22 protein-coding genes are annotated in these 21,568 nt (G+C 73.6%); 11 read left to right on the plus strand and 11 right to left on the minus strand.

The window, feature by feature from the left end; genetic code table 11:
* Positions 1 to 61: 61 nt before the first annotated feature.
* The 10 genes from AC54T2_RS03175 to AC54T2_RS03220 all read left to right on the plus strand — a co-directional run bounded on the left by AC54T2_RS03175 (position 62) and on the right by AC54T2_RS03220 (position 7,875).
* Positions 62 to 1,603 carry a molybdopterin-dependent oxidoreductase gene (locus AC54T2_RS03175; RefSeq protein ID WP_496665501.1) on the plus strand — a complete coding sequence of 514 codons (1,542 nt, stop codon included), beginning with the start codon at positions 62 to 64 and terminating at the stop codon, positions 1,601 to 1,603.
* A gap of 150 nt (positions 1,604 to 1,753) precedes the next feature.
* Positions 1,754 to 2,425 carry a fasciclin domain-containing protein gene (locus tag AC54T2_RS03180; RefSeq protein WP_496665502.1) on the plus strand — a complete coding sequence of 224 codons (672 nt, stop codon included), beginning with the start codon at positions 1,754 to 1,756 and terminating at the stop codon, positions 2,423 to 2,425.
* A gap of 36 nt (positions 2,426 to 2,461) precedes the next feature.
* Positions 2,462 to 3,067, plus strand: a complete 606-nt coding sequence (gene sigK, locus AC54T2_RS03185; RefSeq protein ID WP_496665503.1) for an ECF RNA polymerase sigma factor SigK — start codon at positions 2,462 to 2,464, stop codon at positions 3,065 to 3,067.
* Positions 3,068 to 3,143: 76 nt separating this feature from the next.
* Entirely contained in the window at positions 3,144 to 3,875 is a 732-nt protein-coding gene (locus AC54T2_RS03190; RefSeq protein ID WP_186339479.1) for an anti-sigma factor, read from the plus strand.
* 46 nt (positions 3,876 to 3,921) lie between these two features.
* Entirely contained in the window at positions 3,922 to 4,473 is a 552-nt protein-coding gene (locus AC54T2_RS03195) for an RNA polymerase sigma factor (RefSeq protein ID WP_206054447.1), read from the plus strand.
* Between the two features lie 34 nt (positions 4,474 to 4,507).
* The gene (locus tag AC54T2_RS03200) at positions 4,508 to 5,704 is read left to right on the plus strand and encodes a hypothetical protein (RefSeq protein WP_496665504.1); all 1,197 of its coding nucleotides are present in this window, start codon (positions 4,508 to 4,510) and stop codon (positions 5,702 to 5,704) included.
* A gap of 194 nt (positions 5,705 to 5,898) precedes the next feature.
* Positions 5,899 to 6,360 (plus strand): helix-turn-helix domain-containing protein, encoded by a 462-nt coding sequence (locus AC54T2_RS03205; protein ID WP_186339481.1) that lies wholly within the window; start codon positions 5,899 to 5,901, stop codon positions 6,358 to 6,360.
* A 10-nt stretch (positions 6,361 to 6,370) separates the two neighbouring features.
* Positions 6,371 to 6,835, plus strand: coding sequence for a VOC family protein (locus AC54T2_RS03210; RefSeq protein ID WP_186339482.1), 465 nt, complete (start codon positions 6,371 to 6,373; stop codon positions 6,833 to 6,835).
* On the plus strand, positions 6,832 to 7,311 hold the full coding sequence (locus AC54T2_RS03215) for a cupin domain-containing protein (protein ID WP_496665505.1): 480 nt from the start codon (positions 6,832 to 6,834) through the stop codon (positions 7,309 to 7,311). The genes AC54T2_RS03210 and AC54T2_RS03215 overlap by 4 nt, the downstream gene beginning before the upstream one ends.
* A gap of 12 nt (positions 7,312 to 7,323) precedes the next feature.
* Positions 7,324 to 7,875, plus strand: coding sequence for a protein-L-isoaspartate O-methyltransferase family protein (locus AC54T2_RS03220; RefSeq protein ID WP_186339484.1), 552 nt, complete (start codon positions 7,324 to 7,326; stop codon positions 7,873 to 7,875).
* On the opposite strand, the gene AC54T2_RS03225 is transcribed toward AC54T2_RS03220, so the two are convergent.
* From AC54T2_RS03225 to AC54T2_RS03235, 3 genes are read right to left on the minus strand one after another with little or no spacing between them, the layout of a single operon-like run.
* Positions 7,851 to 8,999: a heparan-alpha-glucosaminide N-acetyltransferase domain-containing protein gene (locus AC54T2_RS03225; RefSeq protein WP_496665506.1), complete on the minus strand. Its 1,149-nt coding sequence runs from the start codon at positions 8,997 to 8,999 to the stop codon at positions 7,851 to 7,853. The genes AC54T2_RS03220 and AC54T2_RS03225 overlap by 25 nt on opposite strands.
* Before the next feature lie 40 nt (positions 9,000 to 9,039).
* Entirely contained in the window at positions 9,040 to 9,417 is a 378-nt protein-coding gene (locus tag AC54T2_RS03230) for an MmcQ/YjbR family DNA-binding protein (protein ID WP_496665507.1), read from the minus strand.
* A gap of 29 nt (positions 9,418 to 9,446) precedes the next feature.
* Entirely contained in the window at positions 9,447 to 10,121 is a 675-nt protein-coding gene (locus AC54T2_RS03235) for a winged helix-turn-helix transcriptional regulator (RefSeq protein WP_186339486.1), read from the minus strand.
* Between the two features lie 113 nt (positions 10,122 to 10,234).
* Here AC54T2_RS03235 and AC54T2_RS03240 point away from each other — a divergent pair, with 113 nt between their 5' ends.
* On the plus strand, positions 10,235 to 11,641 hold the full coding sequence (locus tag AC54T2_RS03240; protein WP_186339487.1) for an FAD-binding oxidoreductase: 1,407 nt from the start codon (positions 10,235 to 10,237) through the stop codon (positions 11,639 to 11,641).
* A 4-nt stretch (positions 11,642 to 11,645) separates the two neighbouring features.
* Here AC54T2_RS03240 and AC54T2_RS03245 read toward each other — a convergent pair whose 3' ends face one another.
* From AC54T2_RS03245 to AC54T2_RS03280, 8 genes are all read right to left on the minus strand, one after another.
* Positions 11,646 to 12,809, minus strand: coding sequence for an acyl-CoA dehydrogenase family protein (locus AC54T2_RS03245; protein ID WP_496665508.1), 1,164 nt, complete (start codon positions 12,807 to 12,809; stop codon positions 11,646 to 11,648).
* The gene (locus AC54T2_RS03250; protein WP_496665509.1) at positions 12,806 to 14,806 is read right to left on the minus strand and encodes an acetyl/propionyl/methylcrotonyl-CoA carboxylase subunit alpha; all 2,001 of its coding nucleotides are present in this window, start codon (positions 14,804 to 14,806) and stop codon (positions 12,806 to 12,808) included. Before AC54T2_RS03250 ends, AC54T2_RS03245 begins: the two co-directional genes overlap by 4 nt.
* Before the next feature lie 82 nt (positions 14,807 to 14,888).
* Positions 14,889 to 16,448 carry an acyl-CoA carboxylase subunit beta gene (locus AC54T2_RS03255; protein WP_496666252.1) on the minus strand — a complete coding sequence of 520 codons (1,560 nt, stop codon included), beginning with the start codon at positions 16,446 to 16,448 and terminating at the stop codon, positions 14,889 to 14,891.
* Positions 16,449 to 16,516: 68 nt separating this feature from the next.
* Complete coding sequence (locus tag AC54T2_RS03260; RefSeq protein WP_496665510.1) at positions 16,517 to 16,987, minus strand: SRPBCC family protein; 471 nt, start codon at positions 16,985 to 16,987, stop codon at positions 16,517 to 16,519.
* Entirely contained in the window at positions 16,987 to 18,147 is a 1,161-nt protein-coding gene (locus AC54T2_RS03265) for an acyl-CoA dehydrogenase family protein (protein WP_496665511.1), read from the minus strand. The genes AC54T2_RS03260 and AC54T2_RS03265 overlap by 1 nt, the downstream gene beginning before the upstream one ends.
* Positions 18,144 to 19,871, minus strand: a complete 1,728-nt coding sequence (locus tag AC54T2_RS03270) for an acyclic terpene utilization AtuA family protein (protein ID WP_496665512.1) — start codon at positions 19,869 to 19,871, stop codon at positions 18,144 to 18,146. The genes AC54T2_RS03265 and AC54T2_RS03270 overlap by 4 nt, the downstream gene beginning before the upstream one ends.
* Complete coding sequence (locus AC54T2_RS03275; RefSeq protein ID WP_496665513.1) at positions 19,868 to 20,647, minus strand: TIGR03084 family metal-binding protein; 780 nt, start codon at positions 20,645 to 20,647, stop codon at positions 19,868 to 19,870. Before AC54T2_RS03275 ends, AC54T2_RS03270 begins: the two co-directional genes overlap by 4 nt.
* The gene (locus AC54T2_RS03280; RefSeq protein ID WP_489976290.1) at positions 20,644 to 21,324 is read right to left on the minus strand and encodes a TetR family transcriptional regulator; all 681 of its coding nucleotides are present in this window, start codon (positions 21,322 to 21,324) and stop codon (positions 20,644 to 20,646) included. Before AC54T2_RS03280 ends, AC54T2_RS03275 begins: the two co-directional genes overlap by 4 nt.
* Positions 21,325 to 21,568: the final 244 nt, after the last annotated feature.

Raw genomic sequence — 21,568 nt, forward strand, 5'->3', positions numbered from 1 at the left:
GTTCTGGAGGGACCGGCAGGGGTGTCCCATCCGGCGCGGCCCCCGGCTCCGAACCCCACCCATGCACACCATCGACCAGCGGTCCCGCTCGCGCACCGCGCGCCACGCGGCGTACGGCGTGCTCGCCACCCTCGTCGGCCTGGCCGCCGGCCACCTGGTCGCCGCGCTGACCGTGCCGGCCGCCTCGCCCGTGCTGGCCGTCGGCTCGACCGTCATCGACCTGACGCCGACCCCGCTCAAGGAGTGGGCGATCCGGCAGTTCGGCAGCGCCGACAAGCTGGTGCTCGTCGGCTCGGTGACGCTCGTCGTGCTGGTGCTCGCCGCCGTCGCGGGGGTGGTCGCGGCGCGGCGCGAGACGCCGGGGCTGCTCGTGCTGGTCGGGCTCGCCGGTGTCGCCGGCGTGCTGGCCGTCCTGCGCCCCGGATCCGGGCCGCTGGACCTCGTACCCGCCCTGGTCGCCGCCGCGGTCGCAGCCACCTCGTTGTGGTGGCTGCACCGCGTCGACGACCGGGGCCGCCCGGGGCCGCCGCCGGGGGTCGGCGGCCCCACCCGACGCGGGGTCGTGCTGGCGACCGGCGGGCTCGCCGCTGCCGGCGTGGTCATGGGGGCCGCCGGCCGCTGGGTGACGTCCTACCGCCTCGGCGGGACGGACGTCTCCCTGCCGGTCGCCGCCGACCCCGCGTCGTCCTTCCCGGTGGGCCTGGAGGGGACCTACGACCAGATCACCCCGCTGCGGACCCCCACCGGCGAGTTCTACCGCGTCGACACCCGGCTCACGATCCCGGCCGTGAACGTCGACTCGTGGACGCTCACCGTCGACGGCGACGTCGACCGGGAGGTCACGCTCACCTTCGACGAGCTGGCCGCGATGCCGACCATCGAGCGCGACATCACCCTCACCTGCGTCTCCAACGAGGTCGGCGGGCCCTACGTCGGCGGCGCCCGCTGGCTCGGCGTACCGCTCGCCGACGTGCTCGCCCGCGCCGGCATCGACGCGACGAGGGCCGACCAGATCCTGTCGACCGACGTCGACGGGATGACGATCTCGACCCCGCTCGACGTGGCGCTCGACGGCCGCGACGCCATGATCGCGATCGGGATGAACGGCGGCCCGCTGCCCCGCACCCACGGCTTCCCGGCGCGCATGGTGGTGCCCGGGCTCTACGGCTTCGTCAGCGCGTGCAAGTGGATCACCCGGATGACCCTGACGACCTACGACGCCGAGCAGGCCTACTGGACCGAGCGCGACTGGGTCACCGACGCGCCGATCAAGATCTCGAGCCGGATCGACACCCCGCGACCGCTCTCGGAGACCGGCGCAGGCACGGTCGTCGTCGGCGGCGTGGCCTGGGCGCAGGGCGTGGGCGTCGACCGGGTCGAGGTGCGCGTCGACGGCGGGGCCTGGCAGCAGGCGACCCTCGGCCCGCAGGTCACCGACGACTACTGGCGCCAGTGGTACCTCGAGTGGGACGCCACGCCGGGCCGGCACCTCCTCGCCGCCCGGGCCACCAACAGGGCCGGGGACGTGCAGACGGACGTGCGGATGCGCCCCTTCCCCGAGGGCTCCAGCGGCCTCCAGGAGATCTCCGTCCTCATCACCTGACGCGCCCCCCGAGCACTGCCCGGGCGAGGTCGTCCAAGGATTGTCCAAAGTTTTTCGCCGATCCACCCATCCACCCCGAGACCGGCCCCGAACACCTCTCGACAACGGGCCCCCGGCCCACCCAGATCGGCTCCAACCGAAAGGCATGTCATGAACACCTTGCTCCGCACCCGCACCCTCGGACTGGCCGCCCTCGCGCTGACCGCGTCGATGGGCCTGGCCGCCTGTGGCAGCGACAGCGACTCCGACACCAGCGCCTCCGACTCCACGTCCGAGTCGACCTCCGAGTCCCCCACGGAGTCGGAGTCGAGCTCCGAGACCCCGATGGAGTCCGAGGAGCCGATGGCCGCCGACGCGCCGTTCGGCGAGGGCTGCTCGGCCGTCCCCACGTCCGGCGAGGGCTCGGTCGAGGGCATGGCCGACGACCCGGTCGCGACCGCCGCGTCCAACAACCCCCTCCTCAAGACGCTCGTCGCCGCCGTGACCGAGGCCGACCTGGTCGACACGCTCAACTCGACCGAGGACATCACCGTGTTCGCGCCCACCGACGACGCGTTCGCGCAGATCCCGAAGAAGGACCTCAACGCCCTCCTCAAGGACAAGAAGATGCTGACCACCGTGCTGACGCACCACGTGGTCGGTGAGCGGCTCACCCCCGAGACCGTCGCGGGCGAGCACGAGACCCTCGCGGGCGACATGATCACCGTCGAGGGCGAGGGCGAGGACTTCACCATCGGCGAGGCGAGCATCATCTGCGGCAACGTGCCGACCGCCAACGCCACCGTCTACGTCGTCGACCAGGTCCTGATGCCGCAGATGTGATGCCCGCACCCGACACACACTGCGAGGATTGCTGACGTGGACCACGTGAGGCCCGTACCGGACGGGGCGCCTGAGGGCGTCCCGTCCGGGGGCGACGCCGCCCGGCTCGCCGACCTGCTGCGGCGCTCGGCCCTGGGGGACGAGGCGGCGTTCGCCGAGTTCTACGACGCCACGTCGGCCCGGGCCTACGGCCTGGCGCTGCGTGTCGTGCGCAACCCGGCGCACGCCGAGGAGGTGGCCCAGGAGGCCTACCTCGACGCGTGGCGCTCGAGCACGAGGTACGACACCGACCGCGGCAGCGCCGTCGGCTGGCTGCTCACGATCGTCCACCGCAAGGCCGTCGACCGGGTCCGCTCGGTCGAGGCGGCCTCCTCGCGGGAGGAGACGTGGAACCGCGAGGCGGCCCCCACCGACCATGACCAGACCGCCGAGTCGGCGCATGCCTCGCTCGACGCGGCCCGCATCCGCGGGGCGGTCGCCACGCTGACCGACGTGCAGCGCCGGGCCGTCGAGCTCACCTACTTCGGCGGCTACACGCACACCGAGGTCGCCACCTTGCTGGACGTGCCCCTCGGCACGGCCAAGACCCGCATCCGCGACGGACTGATCCGCCTGCGAGACCTGATGGGAGTTGCCTCATGAGCGAGCGCAGCGAGCTCATCATCCACCCCTGCGCGCCCGGTGCCCTCGGCGCGCGTCGAGCGAAGCGAGAAGGCGCATGAGTGACGTGCACAAGCTCACCGGCGCCTACGCCATGGACGCGCTCGACGAGCTCGAGCGGGCCCGCTTCGAGCGGCACCTGGCCGAGTGCGACGACTGCCGAGCCGAGGTGGCCGAGCTCCGCGAGACCGCCGCGCTGCTCTCCGAGACCGTCGCCGTCGCGCCGCCCGGATCGCTGCGCGAGTCCGTCCTGGCCGGCATCTCGCAGGTCCGCCCACTCGCTCCCGAGGTCTCCCCCGCCCCGCCCCACGACCACCGCCGCCCGGGCCGGAGGAGGGGCTGGGTGCCCCTTCTCGTCGCGGCAGCGCTCGCGATCATCGTCGGCGTCGGCGCGGCGGTGACGCAGCCCTGGAAGTCCGCCGACGACGACGTCGAGCGGCTGACCGCCGCCGAGCAGGTGCTGCAGGCCCCCGACGCCGAGGAGGTCGTCGTCGACCTCGGCGAGGCCGGCCGCGCCACGCTGACGCGCTCGAAGTCGCGCGACCGCGCCGTCCTCACCACCGACGACATGGTGAGCGCGCCGACCGGCAAGGACTACGAGCTGTGGTTCATCGACGGCGACGAGTTCGTCTCCGCCGGGCTGATGCCCGACGACCCCGACCAGACCGTCGTGCTCGACGGACCGGCCGCGGACGCCGCCGCGGTGGGCATCACCGTCGAGCCCGAGGGCGGGTCACCGCAGCCCACGACCGACCCGATCGCCGTCTTCGACCTCACCGACGCCGCCTGAGGGTCGGGGTTGGTGCCGTCGCGACCCGGTCGGCAACAATGCGGCGGTGGGCGCGGAGGAAGGGCTCGACCATGCGGTCGAGGCGATGCAGGCGGGCGACGAGGCGGCGTTCCGTCTCGTCTACCGCCACGTGCAGCCGCCGCTCCTGCGCTACCTCACCGTCCTCGTCGGCCCCGCCGACGCCGAGGACGTCGCGAGCGACGCCTGGGCGCAGGCGTTCCGCGACCTCGACCGCTTCACCGGTGACGCCGACGGCTTCCGCGGGTGGATCACCACCATCGGCCGCAACCGGGCCCTCGACCACCTGCGCCACGCCCGGCGCAGGCCCGTCGCCGACCAGCCCGTCGAGGACCTGGTCGACCTGGCGGACGGCACCGACGTCGAGGCCGACACCCTCGTGCGGGTCGGCTCGGAGGAGGTCGTGCGGTTGATCGCCGCGCTTCCGCCCGACCAGGCCGAGGCGATCATGCTGCGCACCGTGCTGGGCTTCGACGCCCCCACCGCGGCACGCATCCTCGGCAAGAGGCCGGGCGCCGTCCGGGCTGCCGCCCACCGTGGGCTCAAGCGGCTCGCGAAGAGGATCTCGGAGGAGCCGTAACACCCATGGGCCCCACAACGCTGAGGGGAGTGAGATGAGCACCCCCGACCCCCGCCTGTCCCGCCGTGACGCCGAGCGCCTGCTCGACGCACCGGCGGAGCACGACGACGCCCTGGGGCGCGCGCTCGCCGCCGCGAGCGCACCCGCGCATCCCGACGAGCTGCGACGCGAGGACGCCACGGTGGCCGCCTTCCGCGTCGCCCGGACGTCCCCGCGGCCCGCCACGCGCTCCGGCTTCGTCTCCCCCGCCCGTCTGGCCCGCCGCGCCGCGACCCGAGCCGCCGTCGCGACGGGCGCCGTGGTGGCCCTGACCTCGGGCGGCTTCGCCCTCGCCAGCTCGGTGGACCTCCCCTCGCTTCCCGACCTGCCGTCGCTTCCCGGCAAGCCCGCGGACGAGTCGGTCGAGTCAGCCGAGTCGGCCGAGTCGGCCACCCCGACGACGGGCGGCAGCCCGTCCGCCTCCTCCGGCGACCCCACCAGCAGCAGCCCGGACAGCGCTCCGTCCGCGACGACCAGCGGGTCGCTCGCGCCGTCGGGCACCGGCGGCCCCTCGGGCTCTGTCGGTCCGTCCACCAAGCCGTCGCCGACGCCGCCCGTGACGCCCGGCCCGACGACCACCCCCGCCATCCCCGACTACGCGGGCCTGTGCCGCGCCTTCCAGGCCACCGACCGCTCGCAGGCCGGCGCGTCGCTCGACAGTGCCGCCTTCCAGGCGCTCGCCGAGGAGGCGGGCGGCGCCGACCGCATCGCCACCTACTGCGTCGCCCTCATCGGTCCGCCGCGCGACGGCGGCAGGACCGACGGGCCGACCCCCTCCGACCACCACCACACCCACGGCACCAACGGCGGCGGCCACGGCGGTCCGGGTCACGGCGGTCCGGGTCACGGCGGTCCGGGTCACGGCGGTCCGGGTCACGGCGGTCCGGGTCACGGCGGCCCCGGGAACTCCGGTCCCGGCGGCGGCCCCGGCCACGGCCACGGCAATCCGGGTAACCCCGGCAACTCGGGCAACCCCGGCAACGGGGACTCCGGCCCCGGGAGCTCCGGCAACGGAAACCAGGGCAACGGCCACAGCCACGGCGGCCCCGGGAACGGCCCCGGCAACGGCGCCCCCGGCAACTCGGGCGGCCCCGGCAACTCGGGCAACTCCGTCAACCCGGGCAACCACGGCCCCGGCCGTGCCACCTCCATCGATCCTCCCGGGAAGGGGGACGACCAGACGTCCGGGTGAGCCCGGCGGCGGCCGCGTTCCGCAGGACCGGCTCTCGCACCTCGTACGTCGACCCCCGCTGACGTACGGGATCCCCCCCCAGAACGCGAGATCCGACCTACAACGCACAGACGGCGGCATGGCCCCTCCCCCCGGGGTCATGCCGCTGTCGCGTCCGCGTGCCGTGGGCGTGGGCGTGGGCTACCTTCCTCGGCATGGGCCGGGCGCCGTCCGCGCAGGAGGACACCAACCGCCGGATGCTGCGCGCTCGCGACGCGATGGACCGTCGCTACGCCGAGCCCCTCGACGTACCCACGCTCGCGGCCATCGCCCACCTGTCGGTCTCGCAGTTCGGCCGGGTGTTCAAGGAGGTCTACGGCGAGACCCCGCACCGCTACCTCCAGCGTCGCCGCGTCGAGCGGGCGATGACCCTGCTGCGCCAGACCGACCGGCCCGTCACCGACGTGGCGTGGGACGTCGGGTTCGCCAGCCTCGGCACCTTCAGCCGCACGTTCAGCAACGTGGTCGGCTGCTCACCCAGCGAGTTCCGCGCCCGCCACGAGGCGGTCGCGGTGCCGTCGTGCTTCGTCGCGGCCTGGACCCGGCCGCGCCAGCGCAGCGCCGAGGAGGAAGGGACAGCGGTTTCGGAGAAGCAGGACCGGCGCCCGGCTCACTAGCGTCGTCGGCATGACCACCAACCACATCACCAGCCTCCACATCCGCAGCCTGCCGGTCCTCGACCAGGACGAGGCGCTCGACTTCTACACCCGCCACCTCGGCTTCGAGGTGCGCGACGACATCGACCTGGGCTTCATGCGCTGGCTCACCGTCGGCGTCCCGGGCCAGGACACCTCGATCCTGCTCGAGCTCGTCGGGCCCCCGGTGCACGACGACGCCTCGGCGACGCAGGTGCGCGAGCTCGTCGCCAAGGGCGCCCTCGGCGGGGTGTTCCTGCTCAGCGACGACGTGCACGCGACCTACGCCGCGCTCCGCGACGCGGGCGTCGAGATCACCCAGGAGCCGGTCGAGCAGCCCTACGGCACCGACTTCGGCCTCCGCGACCCGTTCGGCAACCACGTCCGGGTCAGCCAGCCCAACGCCTCCTCCCCCCAGGACGTCCAGGACGCCTACGAGGCGGCCGACGCCCGATGAGCTATCCGCCGCCGATCTACGACGGTGGGTCCGGCGAGGTCTCGGCCCGCGTCGTGCGGGCCGGCCTCGAGCCGGCCGTCTTCTACCCCAACGGCAACAAGGTCTTCTACCTCGCGCAGGGCGCCTCCACCCAGGGCACGTTCGGGCTCTACCGGTGGGAGTTCGCCGGGGCGCCGAGCGGTCCCGCCGCCCACTTCCACCGCACGATCACCGAGTCGTTCTACGTCCTCGAGGGCACCGTGACGATCTTCGACGGCGCCGACTGGGTGCGCTGCCACGCCGGTGACTTCGCGCACGTGCCGGCCGGGGGGATCCACGGCTTCCGCAACGAGGACGGGGCGGCCACGATGCTCCTCCACTTCGCACCCGGCGCCCCGCGCGAGGCCTACTTCGAAGGGCTCGCCGCCGGCATGGGCGAGCTCGACGGCGACGCCTACGACCGCTTCATGCGCGAGCACGACAACCACTGGGTCTGATTGCATGGACCGATGGACCCGGTCTCAGCCGCGTTCGACGCCACCCCGAGACGGGACTTCCTCCCGCGCGGGGTCCGGCGCCGCGCGTCGTACGACGGGCCGCTGGCGATCGCGGCAGGCCAGACCAACTCCCAGCCACGCACCGTCGACGGCATGCTTCGGCTGCTCGACGTCCACGTCGGCCACCGGGTCCTCGACGTCGGGTCGGGGTCGGGCTGGACCGCCGCGCTGCTCGCGCACCTCGTGGGGCCGACCGGCTCGGTCCTCGGCGTCGAGCTCGAGCCGGAGCTGGTGGCGTTCGGCGCCGCCAACCTGGCCCGCACCAGGCGGCCGTGGGCCACGATCCGCGCCGCCGACCCGGCCGTGCTCGGCGACCCCGACGGGGCGCCGTACGACCGCATCCTGGTCTCGGCGATGGCCGACTCGCTCCCCGGCGAGCTGGTCGCCCAGCTCGGCGGCGAGGGCGTGATGGTGGTGCCCGCCGGCGGGACGATGCTGCGGGTGAGCAACCCCGGGGCGGTCGTGACCGAGCACGGGCGCTACCGCTTCGTGCCGCTGCGCTGAGGCTCGCCGGCCGGCTCCTTCTCCCGGGTCGCCCGGCGCGCGAGACGGGTCGGCAGGCCCGCCACCGCCTCCAGGGGGCCGCGCCGGCCGAGCACCCGCAGCACCGCGCCGAGGGCGAGCAGCACGGAGACGTGGAGGGCGTAGGTCGAGGGCTCCTCCGGCGGCCACACCGCGTCGGTGCGCATCACCACGTGCAGGGAGTAGAGCGTGAGCGTCGCGGTGCCAGCCCCGAACAGCACGGCGAGCGCCGCTGTCCCCGGCCGCGGCAGCACCCGTGCCACGAGCAGGCAGAGCGCGACCACCAGCACCGCGCTGCCGATGGTCTGCGCGAGGTCGAACGGCGTCGCCGAGTGGGGCGCGACGACCAGGAGCCAGTCCCACTCCCCGCCGGTGGGCGTCGTGCCGTACATGCCCGTCGCGTTCTCCTCGGCCACGGCGGGGTCGACGAGCGAGCCGGAGACCCGGGTGGCGAGCACCGCCACCGACAGCCCGCCCAGGGCGAGCCCGCCGAGCAGGGAGGTGTCGCGGAGGTCGAGCCGTCCGAGCACCAGGCCGACGAGCAGGTAGGCCAGCCACGGCACCGCGGGGTAGTAGCCGGTGAGGAGGAGCTCGCTCGCCAGACCTCCGGGGTCGTCGACGAGCTGCCCGAAGGTCGGGCTGTCGAAGCCGCGCTCCGGCAGGTGCGGTCGCACCAGGTGGGAGGCCACCGGGGCCAGGACCACCCAGGCGACGGTGAGGGGCAGCAGCGTCCGCAGCCGCAGCAGCGTGAACGGCAGGGCGAGCACGAACAGCACGCCGTAGTAGGTGAGGACGATCGCGATCCCGGTGTCGAGACCGCCGAGCAGCAGGCCGAGCAGCGCGATGAGCAGCGCGCGGCCGGCGATGCCGGCGGTGCGCAGCGCGAGCGGGCGCGCGCGCAGCGGCTCGCGCGTCATCAGGGCGAGGCTGACCCCCGCCAGCACGGCGAACAGCGCCGACGCCCGCCCGCCGGCCAGCCACTGGGCGGTGGCCAGGTCGCCGGCCGGGGTGCGCTCGTCGAGGACGTGGGTGGCGACCATGCCGAGCAGCGCGAGGCAGCGGGCGACGTCGAGCCCGACGAGGCGGCCGTGCGACGTCGCGGTCATGGCGCCCATCCTGCCGGGCGCGCCATGGCGGGTCGTCCGCTCACGCGCCCGGGCGAGCCACCTGCTCGGCGAGGCGGGCGGGCGCCTGGACGCAGTAGGAGTCGGTGAGCAGCTCGACGAGCTCGTCCCAGTCGGTGTCGTCGTCGAGGACCATGCCGATGAGGTTGCCGCCCCACCCGGCGCGGAAGTAGGGCGCGCCCATGTGCTGGAAGGCGGCGACCTCGTCGGGCTCGCCGCGGAACGTGATCCGGAACAGCTGGTCCTCCCCACCGAACACGTGCGCCACCGTGGCGCCGCCGACCCGCCACCGGGTGCCGGTCCACGCCGGCTCCTGGACGCAGCGCGGCAGGGCGCCGAGCACGGCGTCGATGCGCCGCACCCACTCCTCGGGCACGAGCGGTCGGTCGGCGAGGGCCACGCCGCGATCCTGCCACCCGGCTCCGACAGTCAGGCGCCCTCGGGCAGCGGCACCGGCGCGAAGGTGCTGCGGGTGAACCACGTCGGGAGCGCCCTGACCAGGGGACGCGGTCCGGCGATGGCGAGGTCACCGGCCCGCACCGCTCCCAGCAGGTCGCGGCGGCCCATCCAGTAGTCGATCATCGTCTCGACATGACCGGCCACCTCGACGTCGACGTCGTAGCCCGGGTCGGTGAGGCACAGGTCCACCGCCGGTGTCGCCAGGACGAGCCAGAAGTGGCTCTTCTTGTCGCTCGACCCCCGGAGGTGGAAGTGGACGACGACCCGGCGCGCGGGCAGGGCGTCGGTGTCGACGTTGCGATGGATGTCCCACATGAGCAGCGAGGCGTCGTAGTGCTTGGCGATCACGTCACCGCGCGCCCACCGCTGGCCCCAGACCCCCATCGCCTCGATCACGGGCCACAGCTCCCTACCCGCCGCGGTCAGCCGGTACGCGCCGCCGTCGTGGTCCACGACCCCGACGCGCTCGAGGGTCTTGAGGCGCTTGGAGAGCAGCGCCGGTGACATGAGCGGGACCCCACGACGGAGATCGTTGAAGCGCGTGCTGCCGCACAGGAGCTCACGGACCACGAGCGGCGTCCACCTCTCGGTGAGCACCTCCGAGGCCATCGCCACGGGGCAGAACTGGCCGTAGGTGGTTGCCATCCTCCGACGGTAGGTCCGCTCTGGGTTCTGTACCAGTACAGGATCGATACTCGCGCGCCGCTCCTCGGCCGACCGACCCTTGTCGGGCAGCACCCACCGACGAGGAGAGACCCATGACCACGCTCGACCTGCCCACCATGGACGCACTGGCCGGCGACTTCGCCGGCGAGCTGATCACGCCCGACCACCCGGCGTACGAGGTCCAGCGCCGCATCTGGAACGGCGAGATCGACCGCCGTCCGGCCCTCCTCGCCCGGTGCGAGGGGGCGAGCGACGTGGCCGTCGCCCTGCGCTGGGCACGGGACCATGGCCTGCCCGTCGCCGTACGAGGTGGGGGCCACGGGATCGCCGGCCATTCGCTCGTCGACGACGGCGTCGTCCTCGACCTCTCCGGGATGCGCGGCACCGTCGTCGACCCGGCGGCGCGCACCGTGTCGGCGCAGGGCGGCGCACTCAACGCCCACGTGGACCGCGAGAGCCAGGCCTTCGGGCTGGCGATGACCAGCGGCTACATCAGCCACACCGGGATCGCCGGCCTCACGCTGGGCGGCGGGATCGGCCACCTGATGCGCAGGTCCGGGCTGGCGATCGACGCGCTGCGCTCGTGCCAGGTGGTGACCGCGGACGGCTCGATCGTGCGGGCGTCGGAGACCGAGAACACCGACCTGTTCTGGGGGGTGCGCGGCGGTGGCGGCAACTTCGGTGTCGTCACGGACTTCACCTTCGAGCTCCAGCCGCTCGGTCCGACCGTCCTGGCCGGGCTGGTCGCCTGGTCGGCGGAGGAGGCGCCGACCGTGCTGGCCTTCCTGCGCGACTTCATCGCCGACGCGCCCGACGAGGTCGGCCTGATGGCCAACCTGCGGCTCGCGCCGGCGCTGCCGCTCTTCCCCGAGCACCTCCACGGCAGGCCCATCATCGGCCTGGTGGCAACCTACGCCGGCCCGGTGGAAGAGGGCGAGCGGGTGCTCGCGCCGGTGCGAGCCCTCGGCCACCCGGTGCTCGACACGATCGCAGCGAAGCCCTATGTCGCGCACCAGAGGTTCCTCGACCCGGCGGTGCCGCACGGGCGGCACTACTACTGGAGGTCGCACCGGCTCGGCCCGCTCTCCGGCGACATCATCGACACGATCTGCGAGCACCTCGCGATGATCAGCAGCCCGCTCTCGACCGTGCCGATCTTCAGCTTCGGCGGCGCGATGAGCCGGGTGCCGGACGATGCGACCGCCTTCGCGCACCGCGACGCGAGCCACGACATCAACATCGTCGGCTCGTGGTTGCCCGAGCAGGCCGGGGACGCGGACCGGCACCGGGCCTGGGTGCGCGGCTTCTTCGAGGCCCTCGCCCCGCACAGCCGTGGCGTCTACGTGAACTTCACCAGCGACGACGCACAGTCACGGGTCCAGGAGGCCTACAGCGCGGCGCAGTGGTCGCGCTTGCGGACCGTGAAGACCGCGTGGGACCCGGACAACGTCTTCCGCGGCAATGCCAACATCCCCCCGCTGGGGCAGCGCGACACCTGAGGGGTCAGTAGGACTTCGGCAGCCCCAGGCTGTGCATGGCCACGAAGTTGAGGATCATCTCGCGGCTGACGGGCGCGATGCGGCCGAGGCGGGCGGCAACCATCATGTTGGCCAGGCCGTACTCGACCGTGAGGCCGTTGCCGCCGTGGGTGTGCACGGCGATGTCGGTGGCGTTGCAGGCGATCTCGCCGCCGGCGTACTTGGCCATGTTGGCGTACTCGCCGGCGCCGAAGTCGTCCCCGGCGTCGTAGAGCGCGGCGGCCTTCTGCCAGAGCAGGCGCGCCTGCTCGAGCTCGATCTTGGCCTTGGCGAGCGGGTGGGCGATGCCCTGGTGGGCACCGATCGGCGCCTTCCAGACCGTGCGGGTCTTGGCGTACTCCACGGCCCGGTCGATGGCGAACCTCGCCATGCCGCACGAGAACGCCGCGCCCATGATCCGCTCGGGGTTGAGCCCGGCGAAGAGCTGCACGAGGCCGGCGTCCTCGTCGCCCACGAGCGCGTCGCCCGGGAGCCGCACGTCGTCGATGAACAGGGTGAACTGCTTCTCGGGAGCCGACCAGGCCATCGGGATGACCTGCTTGCCGAAGCCCTCGGCGTCGGTGGGGACGACGAACAGCGCGGGCTTGAGCTTGCCGGTCCTGGCGTCCTCGGTGCGCGCGACGATCAGCACCAGCTGGGCCTCGTCGACGCCGGAGATGTAGGTCTTCTGCCCCGTCAGCACCCAGCCGTCGCCGTCACGGCGGGCGGTGGTGGTGATGTTGTGCGAGTTGGAGCCGGCGTCGGCCTCGGTGATGCCGAACGCCATCGTGATCGAGCCGTCGGCGATGCCGGGCAGCCAGCGCTGCTTCTGCGCTGGCGTGCCGTAGCGGCCGATGATCGAGCCGCAGATGGCCTGGCTGACGACCATCATCAGCAGCGGGGCGCCCTGGCCCGCCGCCTCCTCGAGCACCGCGGCCAGGTCGGACATGCCGCCCCCGCCGCCGCCGTACTCCTCGGCGATGTTGACGCCGAGGAAGCCGTTGGCGCCCATCTCCAGCCACAGCTCGGTGGTCTTGCCACCCTCGGCCGCCTGCTTCTCGATGTACTCCCGACCGTACTTGCCGGCCAGCTTGGCGACCGCCTCGCGCAGCGCCACGCGCTCCTCGGGCTCGGTGAAGTTGATCGTCATGCGTCTGCTCCCTGCTCGAGGTCGTCGCTCACGACGACCAGGACCTGCCCGGCCGCGACCTGCGACCCGGGTTCGACGTTGATCTCGGCGACGACCCCGTCGGCCGGCGCGGTGACGCTGTGCTGCATCTTCATGGCCTCCATGACCAGCAGGAGCTGGCCGGCGGAGACCCGGTCGCCCGCGGCGACGGCCACGGTGACCACCGAGCCCGGCATCGGGGCCAGGAGCGACCCCGCGACCACCTGGTCGGCGGGGTCGGTGAAGCGCGGCGGGTGGTGCCAGGTGGACGCGCCGTCGGGGCCGTCGAGGTAGACGTCGCGGGCGCCCGTGCGGGTGTCGGCCACGATGCGGCCGGCCCAGGTGCTGGCCACCCCGTCGACCTCGAGGCGCACCGCCTCGGGCCCGGCCGAGAGGACCGTGACGCCCTCGACGGCGAACCCCGTGCGGGTGCCGTGCCACTCCACGACGACCTCCGCCCCGGCGTCGGGAGCGGTGGCGCCGAGCGGCACCAGGGTGGTGCGCTGGGGCTGGGAGACGACGTTGCGCCACGCCGGCGGCAGGCCGGCTTGGACCGTACGCCGGCGCGCGTCGTCGGCGGCCAGCAGCAGCGCGGCCGCCACCGCGGCGGGGTCGGTCCCCTCGACCGCCTCGGGCGCGGCGACCTCGCGGGTCTCCAGCCAGGAGGTCGTCACGTCCATCGACGCGAACGCCGGGTCGGAGAGGATCTCGACGAGCTGGTCGCGGTTGACCGTGAGGCCGTGGATGCGCGCACGGCGCAGCGCGGCGACGAGCTGGCGGGTCGCCTGGGCCCGGGTGGGTGCCCAGGAGATCACCTTGGCCAGCATGGCGTCGTAGTGGGTGCCGACCTCGTTGCCGGACGCGAAGCCCGAGTCGAGGCGGATGCCCGCGCGAGCGAGCGGACCGAAGGCGGCCTCGTGCTCGATCTCGAGGCTCACCAGCGGGCCCGACTGCGGGGTCCAGGTCGAGTCCTCGGCGTAGAGGCGCACCTCGATGGCGTGGCCGTCGACGCGGGTGGTGGCGTCCTGGGCGGCGGCGAACGCCGCGTCGGCCTCGCCCTGCGCGACGGCGAGCTGCAGCTCGACGAGGTCGACGCCGTGGACCAGCTCGGTGACGGGGTGCTCGACCTGGAGGCGGGTGTTCATCTCCAGGAACCAGAAGCGCTCCTTGGCGGGGTCGTAGAGGAACTCCACCGTTCCGGCGCCGCGGTAGTCGATCGCCGCGGCGGCGCGACGGGCGGCCTCGTGCAGCTCCTTGGCGACGGCCTCGGGCAGGCGCGGCGCGGGTGCCTCCTCGACGACCTTCTGGTGCCGGCGCTGCACGGTGCAGTCGCGCTCGCCGAGGACGAGCACCTCGCCGGCGCCGTCACCGACGACCTGGACCTCGACGTGGCGGCCGGCCTCGACGTAGGGCTCGACGAACACGGTGCCGTCGCCGAACGCGGACGCCGCCTCGTCGGAGGCGCGCGCGATCTCTCCCTCGAGCGCCGCGAGGTCGCGGACGATCCGCATGCCGCGGCCGCCACCGCCGGCCGACGCCTTGACCAACAGCGGCAGGTCGGCCTCGGTGGGACTGTCCGGCGCCTCGAGCACCGGCACGCCCGCGGCGCGCATCAGCTCCTTGGAGCCGACCTTGGAGCCCATCGACTCGATCGACTCGGGCGCCGGGCCGATCCAGGTCAACCCGGCCGCCTCGACCGCACGGGCGAACCCGGCGTTCTCGGAGAGGAAGCCGTAGCCGGGATGGATGGCGTCGGCGCCGGCCCGGCGGGCGGCGTCGATGATCAGGTCGGCCCGCAGGTAGGTCTCGGCGGGGGTGTTGCCGGGCAGGCGCACGGCGCGGTCGGCCTCGGTGACGAACGGCAGCTCGGCGTCGGCGTCGGAGTGCACGGCGACGGTGTCGATGCCCAGGCGACGGCAGGTCGCGAAGACACGGCGGGCGATCTCGCCACGATTGGCGACGAGGACTCGGGAGATCATGCGGACACCTCGGTCAGGGTCGGGGTCCCCGTGGCGTGGTTCGCCGGGGAGCGCAGCGGAGCGGTGGACGTCATGGGTGTCCTCACATCCGGAAGACACCGAAGGAGGAGGCGCCCTCGATCGGCCGGGTGTCGATGACGGAGAAGGCGATGCCCAGGACGGTGCGGGTGTCGCGTGGGTCGATCACGCCGTCGTCGTAGAGCATCCCGGACAGGACGTAGGGCAGCGACTGCTCCTCGACCATCTGCTCGACGAACGCCCGCATGCCGGCGTCGGCCTCCTCGTCGAAGGGCTTGCCCTTGGCCTCGGCGGCGGCGCGGGTGACGATCGACAGCACGCCGGCCAGCTGGGCCGGGCCCATCACGGCCGACTTGGCGTTGGGCCAGGTGAAGAGGAACCGGGGGTCGTACGCGCGACCGTTCATGCCGTAGTTGCCGGCGCCGTAGGACGCTCCGATGAGGATGCTGATGTGCGGCACCGTCGAGTTGGAGACCGCGTTGATCATCATCGCGCCGTGCTTGATGATGCCGCCCTGCTCGTACTCCTTGCCGACCATGTAGCCGGTGGTGTTGTGCAGGAAGAGCAGCGGGGTGTCCTTGGCGTTGGCGAGCTGGATGAACTGCGTCGCCTTCTGCGCCTCCTCGCTGAACAGCACGCCCTGGGCGTTGGCCAGGATGCCGATCTCGCGACCGTGCAGTCGGGCCCAGCCGGTGACGAGCGAGGAGCCGTAGAGCGGCTTGAACTCGTCGAAGGCGACCTCGTTGCCCTCGCTGGTGCCGTCGACGATCCGGGCGATGACCTCGCGCGGATCGAACGGCTCCTTGAGGTCCTGCGGGATCAGGTCGAGCAACTCGTCGGGGTCGTGGTCGGGCTCGGCGTAGCCGACCCCGCCGGCCGCGACGTACGACGCCTTGGTCCAGTTGAGGCGGGCCACGATCCGACGGCCCAGGCGCAGCGCGTCGTGCTCGTCCTCGGCCAGGAAGTCGGCCAGGCCGGAGATGCGGGCGTGCATCTCCGCGCCGCCGAGGGTCTCGTCGTCCGACTCCTCACCGGTGGCCATCTTGACCAGCGGCGGGCCGGCCAGGAAGACCTTGGCCTGCTCCTTGACCATGACGACGTAGTCGCTCATGCCCGGGACGTAGGCGCCACCGGCGGTGGAGTTGCCGAAGACCAGCGCGATCGTCGGGACCCGCCGGGCGGAGGCGCGGGTCAGGTCGCGGAAGATCTTGCCGCCGGGGATGAAGATCTCCTTCTGCGTCGGCAGGTCGGCACCGGCCGACTCGACCAGCGAGATCATCGGCAGCGCGTTCTCCTCGGCGATCTGCGAGGCGCGGAACGTCTTCTTCAGCGTCCAGGGGTTGGAGGCGCCGCCCTTCACCGTGGGGTCGTTGGCGGTGATCATGCACTCCACGCCCTCGACGACGCCGATGCCGGTCACGACCGACGCGCCGACGGTGAAGTCGGAGCCGTAGCCGGCCAGGGGCGAGAGCTCGAGGAACGCCGACCCAGGGTCGACGAGCAGCTCGATGCGCTCGCGGGGGGTCAGCTTGCCCCTCTCGTGGTGGCGGGCGACGTACTTCTCACCGCCGCCGGCGACCGCGACGGCGTGCTGCGCGTCGAGGTCGGCGAGGCGGGCCAGCATCGCCTCGCGGTTGGTCTGCGGCGCGGCCTCGCCGGCCCCGTTCTCGGGTTGCGTGCTCACGTCTGCCGTCACTTCTCCAGCACCGCCTTCATCCTCTCGAGCGTGGTGCGCATTCCGCGCCTGTTGGTCCGGCCGCGCAGGGCTCCCAGCAGGAGCCAGTAGCCGCGCAGGAACCACACGGGCTCCAGCCGGAAGTACTCGGTCACCTCGGTGCCGCCGTCGCGCGGCGCCAGTCGGTAGCCCCAGTTGTTGACGGCCACGTCGGGCGTGCCGACGCTGAACTCGAAGACCCGCTCGGGCTCGCAGGCCGTCACCGTGCAGGCCGTCCAGTAGGTCGGGCCGACGCCGTTGCGCTTGACGTGGCCCTTGAACGTCGCGCCGACCTCGGGGCCGTCGGACCCGCGGGTCCAGCGCGCCTCGAACGTCTCGGGGCTGAACTCCCCGATGCGGGTGACGTCGCTGACCAGCGCCCACACCTCGCCGGGCGGGGCGTCGATCCAGAGCGTCACCTCGCCGGCGGGGTCGGGCAGCAGGCCCATCAGGCGCTCTTCCTCTGGGTGTAGCCGAGCAGCTTGGCCGCGAGGTCGCGCATCACCTCGTCGGCACCGCCGCCGATGGGCAGCAGCCGCGCGTCGCGGAAGTGCCGCTCGACCTCGGTGCCGTGCATGTAGCCGCTGCCGCCGTGCAGCTGCACCGCGCGGTCGCACACGTACGCCGCGGCGTCGACGCCCGTCTGCTTGGCCATCGTCACCTCCGCGATCGGCATCGTGCCGGCCGCGTGGAGGCGGGCGACCTGCCAGGCGTAGGCGCGCGCGACCTCGACATGGCGGCGCATCTCGACGAGCGTGTGCTGCACGGTCTGGTTGGCGATCAGCGGGCGGCCGAAGGTCTCGCGGCTCCGGGCGTGCTCGACGGTCAGTGCGAGGGCGCGCGCGGCGATGCCGTAGCCGTGGACCGCCAGCGCGAGCCGCTCGGAGACGAACTGGCCGGCGATCTGGAGGAAGCCGCTGCCCTCGTCGCCGACGAGGTTGGCCACCGGCACCCGGGCGTCGGCGAAGCCGAGCTCGGCGGTGTCGGAGCAGTGCCAGCCCATCTTGGCCAGCGACCGGTCGACGGTGAAGCCGGGCGTGCCCTTCTCGACGACCAGCAGCGAGATGCCGCCGTGGCCGGGACCGCCGGTGCGCACCGCGACGGTGACGAAGTCGGCGCGCACGCCGGAGGTGATGAACGTCTTGGCGCCGTTGACGACGTAGTGGTCGCCGTCGCGCACGGCGGTGGTGCGCAGGGCCGCGACGTCGGACCCGCCGCCGGGCTCGGTGATCGCGAGCGAGCCGATCAGCTCGCCGGCCAGCGTCGGGCGTACGAAGCGCTCGATCAGGTCGGCGTTGCCGGAGGCGGCGATGTGCGGCACCGCGATGCCGGCGGTGAACAGGGTGGCCATCAGGCCGCTGGACGCGCCGGCGGCGAGCATCGACTCCTGCACGGCGACCGTGTCGAGCACGTCGCCGAGCCCACCGACCTCCTCGGGGAAGCCGACGCCGATCAGGCCGAGCGCCCCCGCCTCGCGGTGGAGCTCGCGCGGCACCTCGCCGACGTCCTCCCACGCCTGCAGGTGCGGCACGATCGCGCGCCGGGTGAACTCCGCGGCCATGTCGGCGAGCGCCTGGCGCTCCTCGGTGTCGTGCTGCCAGCCGGTCATGCGATCTCCTCGGGGACGTCGACGTGACGGCTGCGGGCCCACTCGCCGAGGCCCTTGGCCTGCGGGTCGAAGCGGGTCGACGCGGCGACGCCCGCGCCCAGCAGCCCGTGGATGACGACGTTGACCGCACCCAGGTCGGGCAGCGGGTGGACCTCGACGTCGAGGTCGCGCGCCTCGGGCAGCAGGGCCGCGACCCACTCGGGGGTGACGCTCCGCAGCAGCCAGTCGATGCGCTCCGCGCGACGCTCGGCCGTGTGGGCGACCCACAGGCCGAGGTTGGCGTCGCCGCCCTTGTCGCCGGACCGGGCGTGCACCCACTCGCCCAGCGGCTGGCGCCGGGTCGCAGCAGGCCGCGGGAGCGGCGCGTGGGCCACGGGCGGGACGGCGGACGGCGCCTGCGTGGTCACCGGGTCGGCGATCACCTCGCGGGTGCCGTCGGCGTGCACGACCGTGTGGCTCACCTGGCTGCGCTCGACGTACTCCGGGCGGTAGACGCCGTAGGGCGTGGCCGGGCTGGGCGGACCCGTCATGGTGAAGCCGGGGTAGGACGCCAGCGCGAGCTCGACGGCCGGGCCGGTGAGGCCCTTGCCGGCGACCTTCGGGTCGGCGTCGCGCACGTCGCAGCGCAGCGTGGTCGACGCGCCCTGCTCGGTGTCGGCGTCGGGGCGCGGCAGCGGGCCCATCGTCCAGGTGACGTCGCCGGGGGCGCGGTCGCCCCACGCGGCCTCGAGCTGGCGGCGGACGAGCGCGGCCTTGGCCTCGACGTCGAGCCCGGTGAGCATGAACTCCACGCTGTTGCGCCAGCCCCCGAGCTCGTTGACGCAGACCTTGAGCTCTGCGGGCGGGGCCTCGCCGCGTACGCCGGTGACGGCGACGCGGTCGCGCCGCTGCTGCTCGAGGCGGATCGTGTCGAGCAGCGTGGTGACGTCGGGTCCGAGGTAGCGCGTGGACTGGATCTCGTAGACCAGCTGGGCCGTGACCGTGTCGAGCGTGACCGCCCCGCCGGTGCCCTCGTGCTTGGTGATCACGCACGAGCCGTCGGCACCGACCTCGGCGATCGGGAAGCCGATCGGCGTGGCGAGGTCGAGGTCGCCGAAGCCGCTGAAGTTGCCGCCCGTCGCCTGCGCCCCGCACTCGATGACGTGCCCGGCGACCACGGCGCCCGCGAGGGCGTCGTACGACGTCGCGTCCCAGCCGTGGTGGGCGATGCACGGGCCGACGACCAGGGAGGCGTCGGTGACGCGTCCGGTGACCACGATGTCCGCGCCGGCGCGCAGGGCCGAGGCGATGCCGAAGGCGCCGAGGTAGGCGTTGGCGGTCAGGGCGTTGTCGAACGCCAGGTGGCGCACGTCGTCGCCCTCGACGTGGGCGATGCGGGCGTCGAGGCCGAGGCCCGTGGCGACCTCGCGGAGCCTGTCGGCCAGGCCGGCGGGGTTGAGGCCGCCGGCGTTGGTGACGATGGTGACGCCCTTCTCGAGCGCGAGGGCGAGGCAGTCCTCGACCTGGCGCACGAAGGTGCGGGCGTAGCCGAGGGTGGGGTCCTTGAGCTGGTCCTTGCCGAGGATCAGCATGGTCAGCTCGGCGAGGTAGTCGCCGGTGATGACGTCGACACCCTGCCCGTCGGGCCCGGCGCCCTCGAGCATCTCGCGCATGGCGCTCAGCCGGTCGCCGTAGAAGCCCGAGACGTTGCCGATGCGCAGTGGTGGGCGGTGTGCCTCGATCATCGCGGCGCCCGCCCCTCGCCGGCCGGTCCGGCGAAGCACTGGGCGACGTCGAGCCAGCGGTCGGCGTCGGCGCCGGTGGCGACCAGGTCGGTGTCGGCGCGGTGGATGCGCTGGGTCACCAGGCGGCAGAAGTCGCCGGCCGAGCCGGTGACCACCTGGGCCGCGTCCTCCGGGCCCCAGGTCCACAGCTCGCCGGACGGGGCGACCAGCTCGAGCCGGAACTCCTCGCCCGTGGCCTCGAGGCCGTTGTTGGCGAAGGAGTAGTTGCGGGTGCGCACCCCGAGGTGGGCCACGTGGCGGATCGCGTCGGTGTCCTCGACCGGCGCGCCCAGCGCCTCGTGCACGTCGAGGCTGTGCGCCCAGGTCTCCATGAGCCGCGCCGTCGCCATCGAGGTGGCGCTCATCGGCGGGCCGAACCACGGCATCCGCTCGCCCTGCGGGTAGGCCGTCAGGGCCGCCGCCAGCCGCGTACGCGCGTCGCGCCACCGCTCGAGCAGGGCGGGGTCGCGGCCGATCTCGAGCGCGCAGGCGTCGACGTACCCGGTCGGGTCGTTGATCGCCTCGAGGACGTAGCCGTCCCAGCGCTCCTTGTCGGTCGCGGCGGCCTCGGCCACCTCGTCGGTCCACGCCAGGTGCGCCACCTGGGTGGCGACGTCCCACCCGTCGGCCGGGGTGGGGGTGCGCCAGCCGTCGTCGTCGAGGCCCGAGACGAGCTGCTCGAGGCGGTCGCCCTCGGCGGCGAGGTCGGCGAGCACCTGGGTGAGGGTGTCGGTCATGTGGGGATCCCTGGGGCGTGGTGGGTCGGGGGGACGGGGGTGGTGTCGTCGGGCGGCGGGGCGTCCGGCTCGCGGTCGAGCTCGCGGTCGAGCACGTCGGCCCACTCGCGCAGGATCCGGCGGCGGCGCGCGGAGTCGTCGGAGATCGTCGAGGCGAGCCCGAGCCCGCGGACCAGGTCGAGGGTCGCCTGCACCAGCTCGCGTACGCCCGGCTGGGACTCGTCGGCGCCGAGCGCGGCGACGGTCATCCGGTGGGCCTCGCGGCCGACCCGCTGCTCGAGCGGGGCGACCGCGGCGAGCAGCGCCTCGTCGGTGCGGGCGGCGACCCACAGCTCGAGCGCGGCGGCGAAGACGGGTGAGGCGAAGTGGTCGCCGAGCATCTCGACCACGGCCCGGGTGCGCCGGGCGCCGGTCGGCAGCTGGGCGACGGCAGCGGCCAGCTCGGCGCCGCGCCGCTCGGTGAGGTGCTCGACGGCGGCGACGACGAGGTCGTTCTTGGTCGGGAAGTGGTGCAGCTGGGCGCCGCGGCTCACGCCCGCGCGCTCGGAGACCAGCGTCGTGGTCGTCCCCGCGAAGCCGCGCTCCACCAGCAGCTCGACGGTCGCCTCGAGCAGCCGGGCCCGCATCGCGCGGGTGCGGTCCGCCTGCGGGACGCGCGTCGGGGCCGGTGGGGTCATGGGCGTCAGCCTGCCGGGGAACAAACAAACAGTCAAGCCTGACTTTTAATGGGCGTGTCCGGCGCCCGCGCCGGGTCGCGACGTGGCGCTCCCGCTCGTCGATGGGCGGTGGGATCGGCGGGTCAGCCGCGTTCGACCCCGACTTGTCGGCGTAGTCCGACACCTCGAGGGGGTTGCAACCGCCTCCAGGTGTCGGAGTCCCCGCTCGAGCGGGGACTCCGACAGGCCGGGCAGGCCCGACAGG

It is taken from the genome of Nocardioides sp. Z35_8 (assembly GCF_059621125.1).

Coding starts and splice junctions, on each gene's coding strand:
- AC54T2_RS03175 (WP_496665501.1), top strand. CDS start 62: ATGCACACCATCGACCAGCGGTCCCGCTCGCGCACCGCGCGCCACGCG.
- AC54T2_RS03180 (WP_496665502.1), top strand. CDS start 1,754: ATGAACACCTTGCTCCGCACCCGCACCCTCGGACTGGCCGCCCTCGCG.
- AC54T2_RS03190 (WP_186339479.1), top strand. CDS start 3,144: ATGAGTGACGTGCACAAGCTCACCGGCGCCTACGCCATGGACGCGCTC.
- AC54T2_RS03200 (WP_496665504.1), top strand. CDS start 4,508: ATGAGCACCCCCGACCCCCGCCTGTCCCGCCGTGACGCCGAGCGCCTG.
- AC54T2_RS03205 (WP_186339481.1), top strand. CDS start 5,899: ATGGGCCGGGCGCCGTCCGCGCAGGAGGACACCAACCGCCGGATGCTG.
- AC54T2_RS03210 (WP_186339482.1), top strand. CDS start 6,371: ATGACCACCAACCACATCACCAGCCTCCACATCCGCAGCCTGCCGGTC.
- AC54T2_RS03215 (WP_496665505.1), top strand. CDS start 6,832: ATGAGCTATCCGCCGCCGATCTACGACGGTGGGTCCGGCGAGGTCTCG.
- AC54T2_RS03220 (WP_186339484.1), top strand. CDS start 7,324: ATGGACCCGGTCTCAGCCGCGTTCGACGCCACCCCGAGACGGGACTTC.
- AC54T2_RS03225 (WP_496665506.1), bottom strand. CDS start 8,999: ATGACCGCGACGTCGCACGGCCGCCTCGTCGGGCTCGACGTCGCCCGC.
- AC54T2_RS03235 (WP_186339486.1), bottom strand. CDS start 10,121: ATGGCAACCACCTACGGCCAGTTCTGCCCCGTGGCGATGGCCTCGGAG.
- AC54T2_RS03240 (WP_186339487.1), top strand. CDS start 10,235: ATGACCACGCTCGACCTGCCCACCATGGACGCACTGGCCGGCGACTTC.
- AC54T2_RS03245 (WP_496665508.1), bottom strand. CDS start 12,809: ATGACGATCAACTTCACCGAGCCCGAGGAGCGCGTGGCGCTGCGCGAG.
- AC54T2_RS03250 (WP_496665509.1), bottom strand. CDS start 14,806: ATGATCTCCCGAGTCCTCGTCGCCAATCGTGGCGAGATCGCCCGCCGT.
- AC54T2_RS03255 (WP_496666252.1), bottom strand. CDS start 16,448: ATGCTGGCCCGCCTCGCCGACCTCGACGCGCAGCACGCCGTCGCGGTC.
- AC54T2_RS03260 (WP_496665510.1), bottom strand. CDS start 16,987: ATGGGCCTGCTGCCCGACCCCGCCGGCGAGGTGACGCTCTGGATCGAC.
- AC54T2_RS03265 (WP_496665511.1), bottom strand. CDS start 18,147: ATGACCGGCTGGCAGCACGACACCGAGGAGCGCCAGGCGCTCGCCGAC.
- AC54T2_RS03270 (WP_496665512.1), bottom strand. CDS start 19,871: ATGATCGAGGCACACCGCCCACCACTGCGCATCGGCAACGTCTCGGGC.
- AC54T2_RS03275 (WP_496665513.1), bottom strand. CDS start 20,647: ATGACCGACACCCTCACCCAGGTGCTCGCCGACCTCGCCGCCGAGGGC.
- AC54T2_RS03280 (WP_489976290.1), bottom strand. CDS start 21,324: ATGACCCCACCGGCCCCGACGCGCGTCCCGCAGGCGGACCGCACCCGC.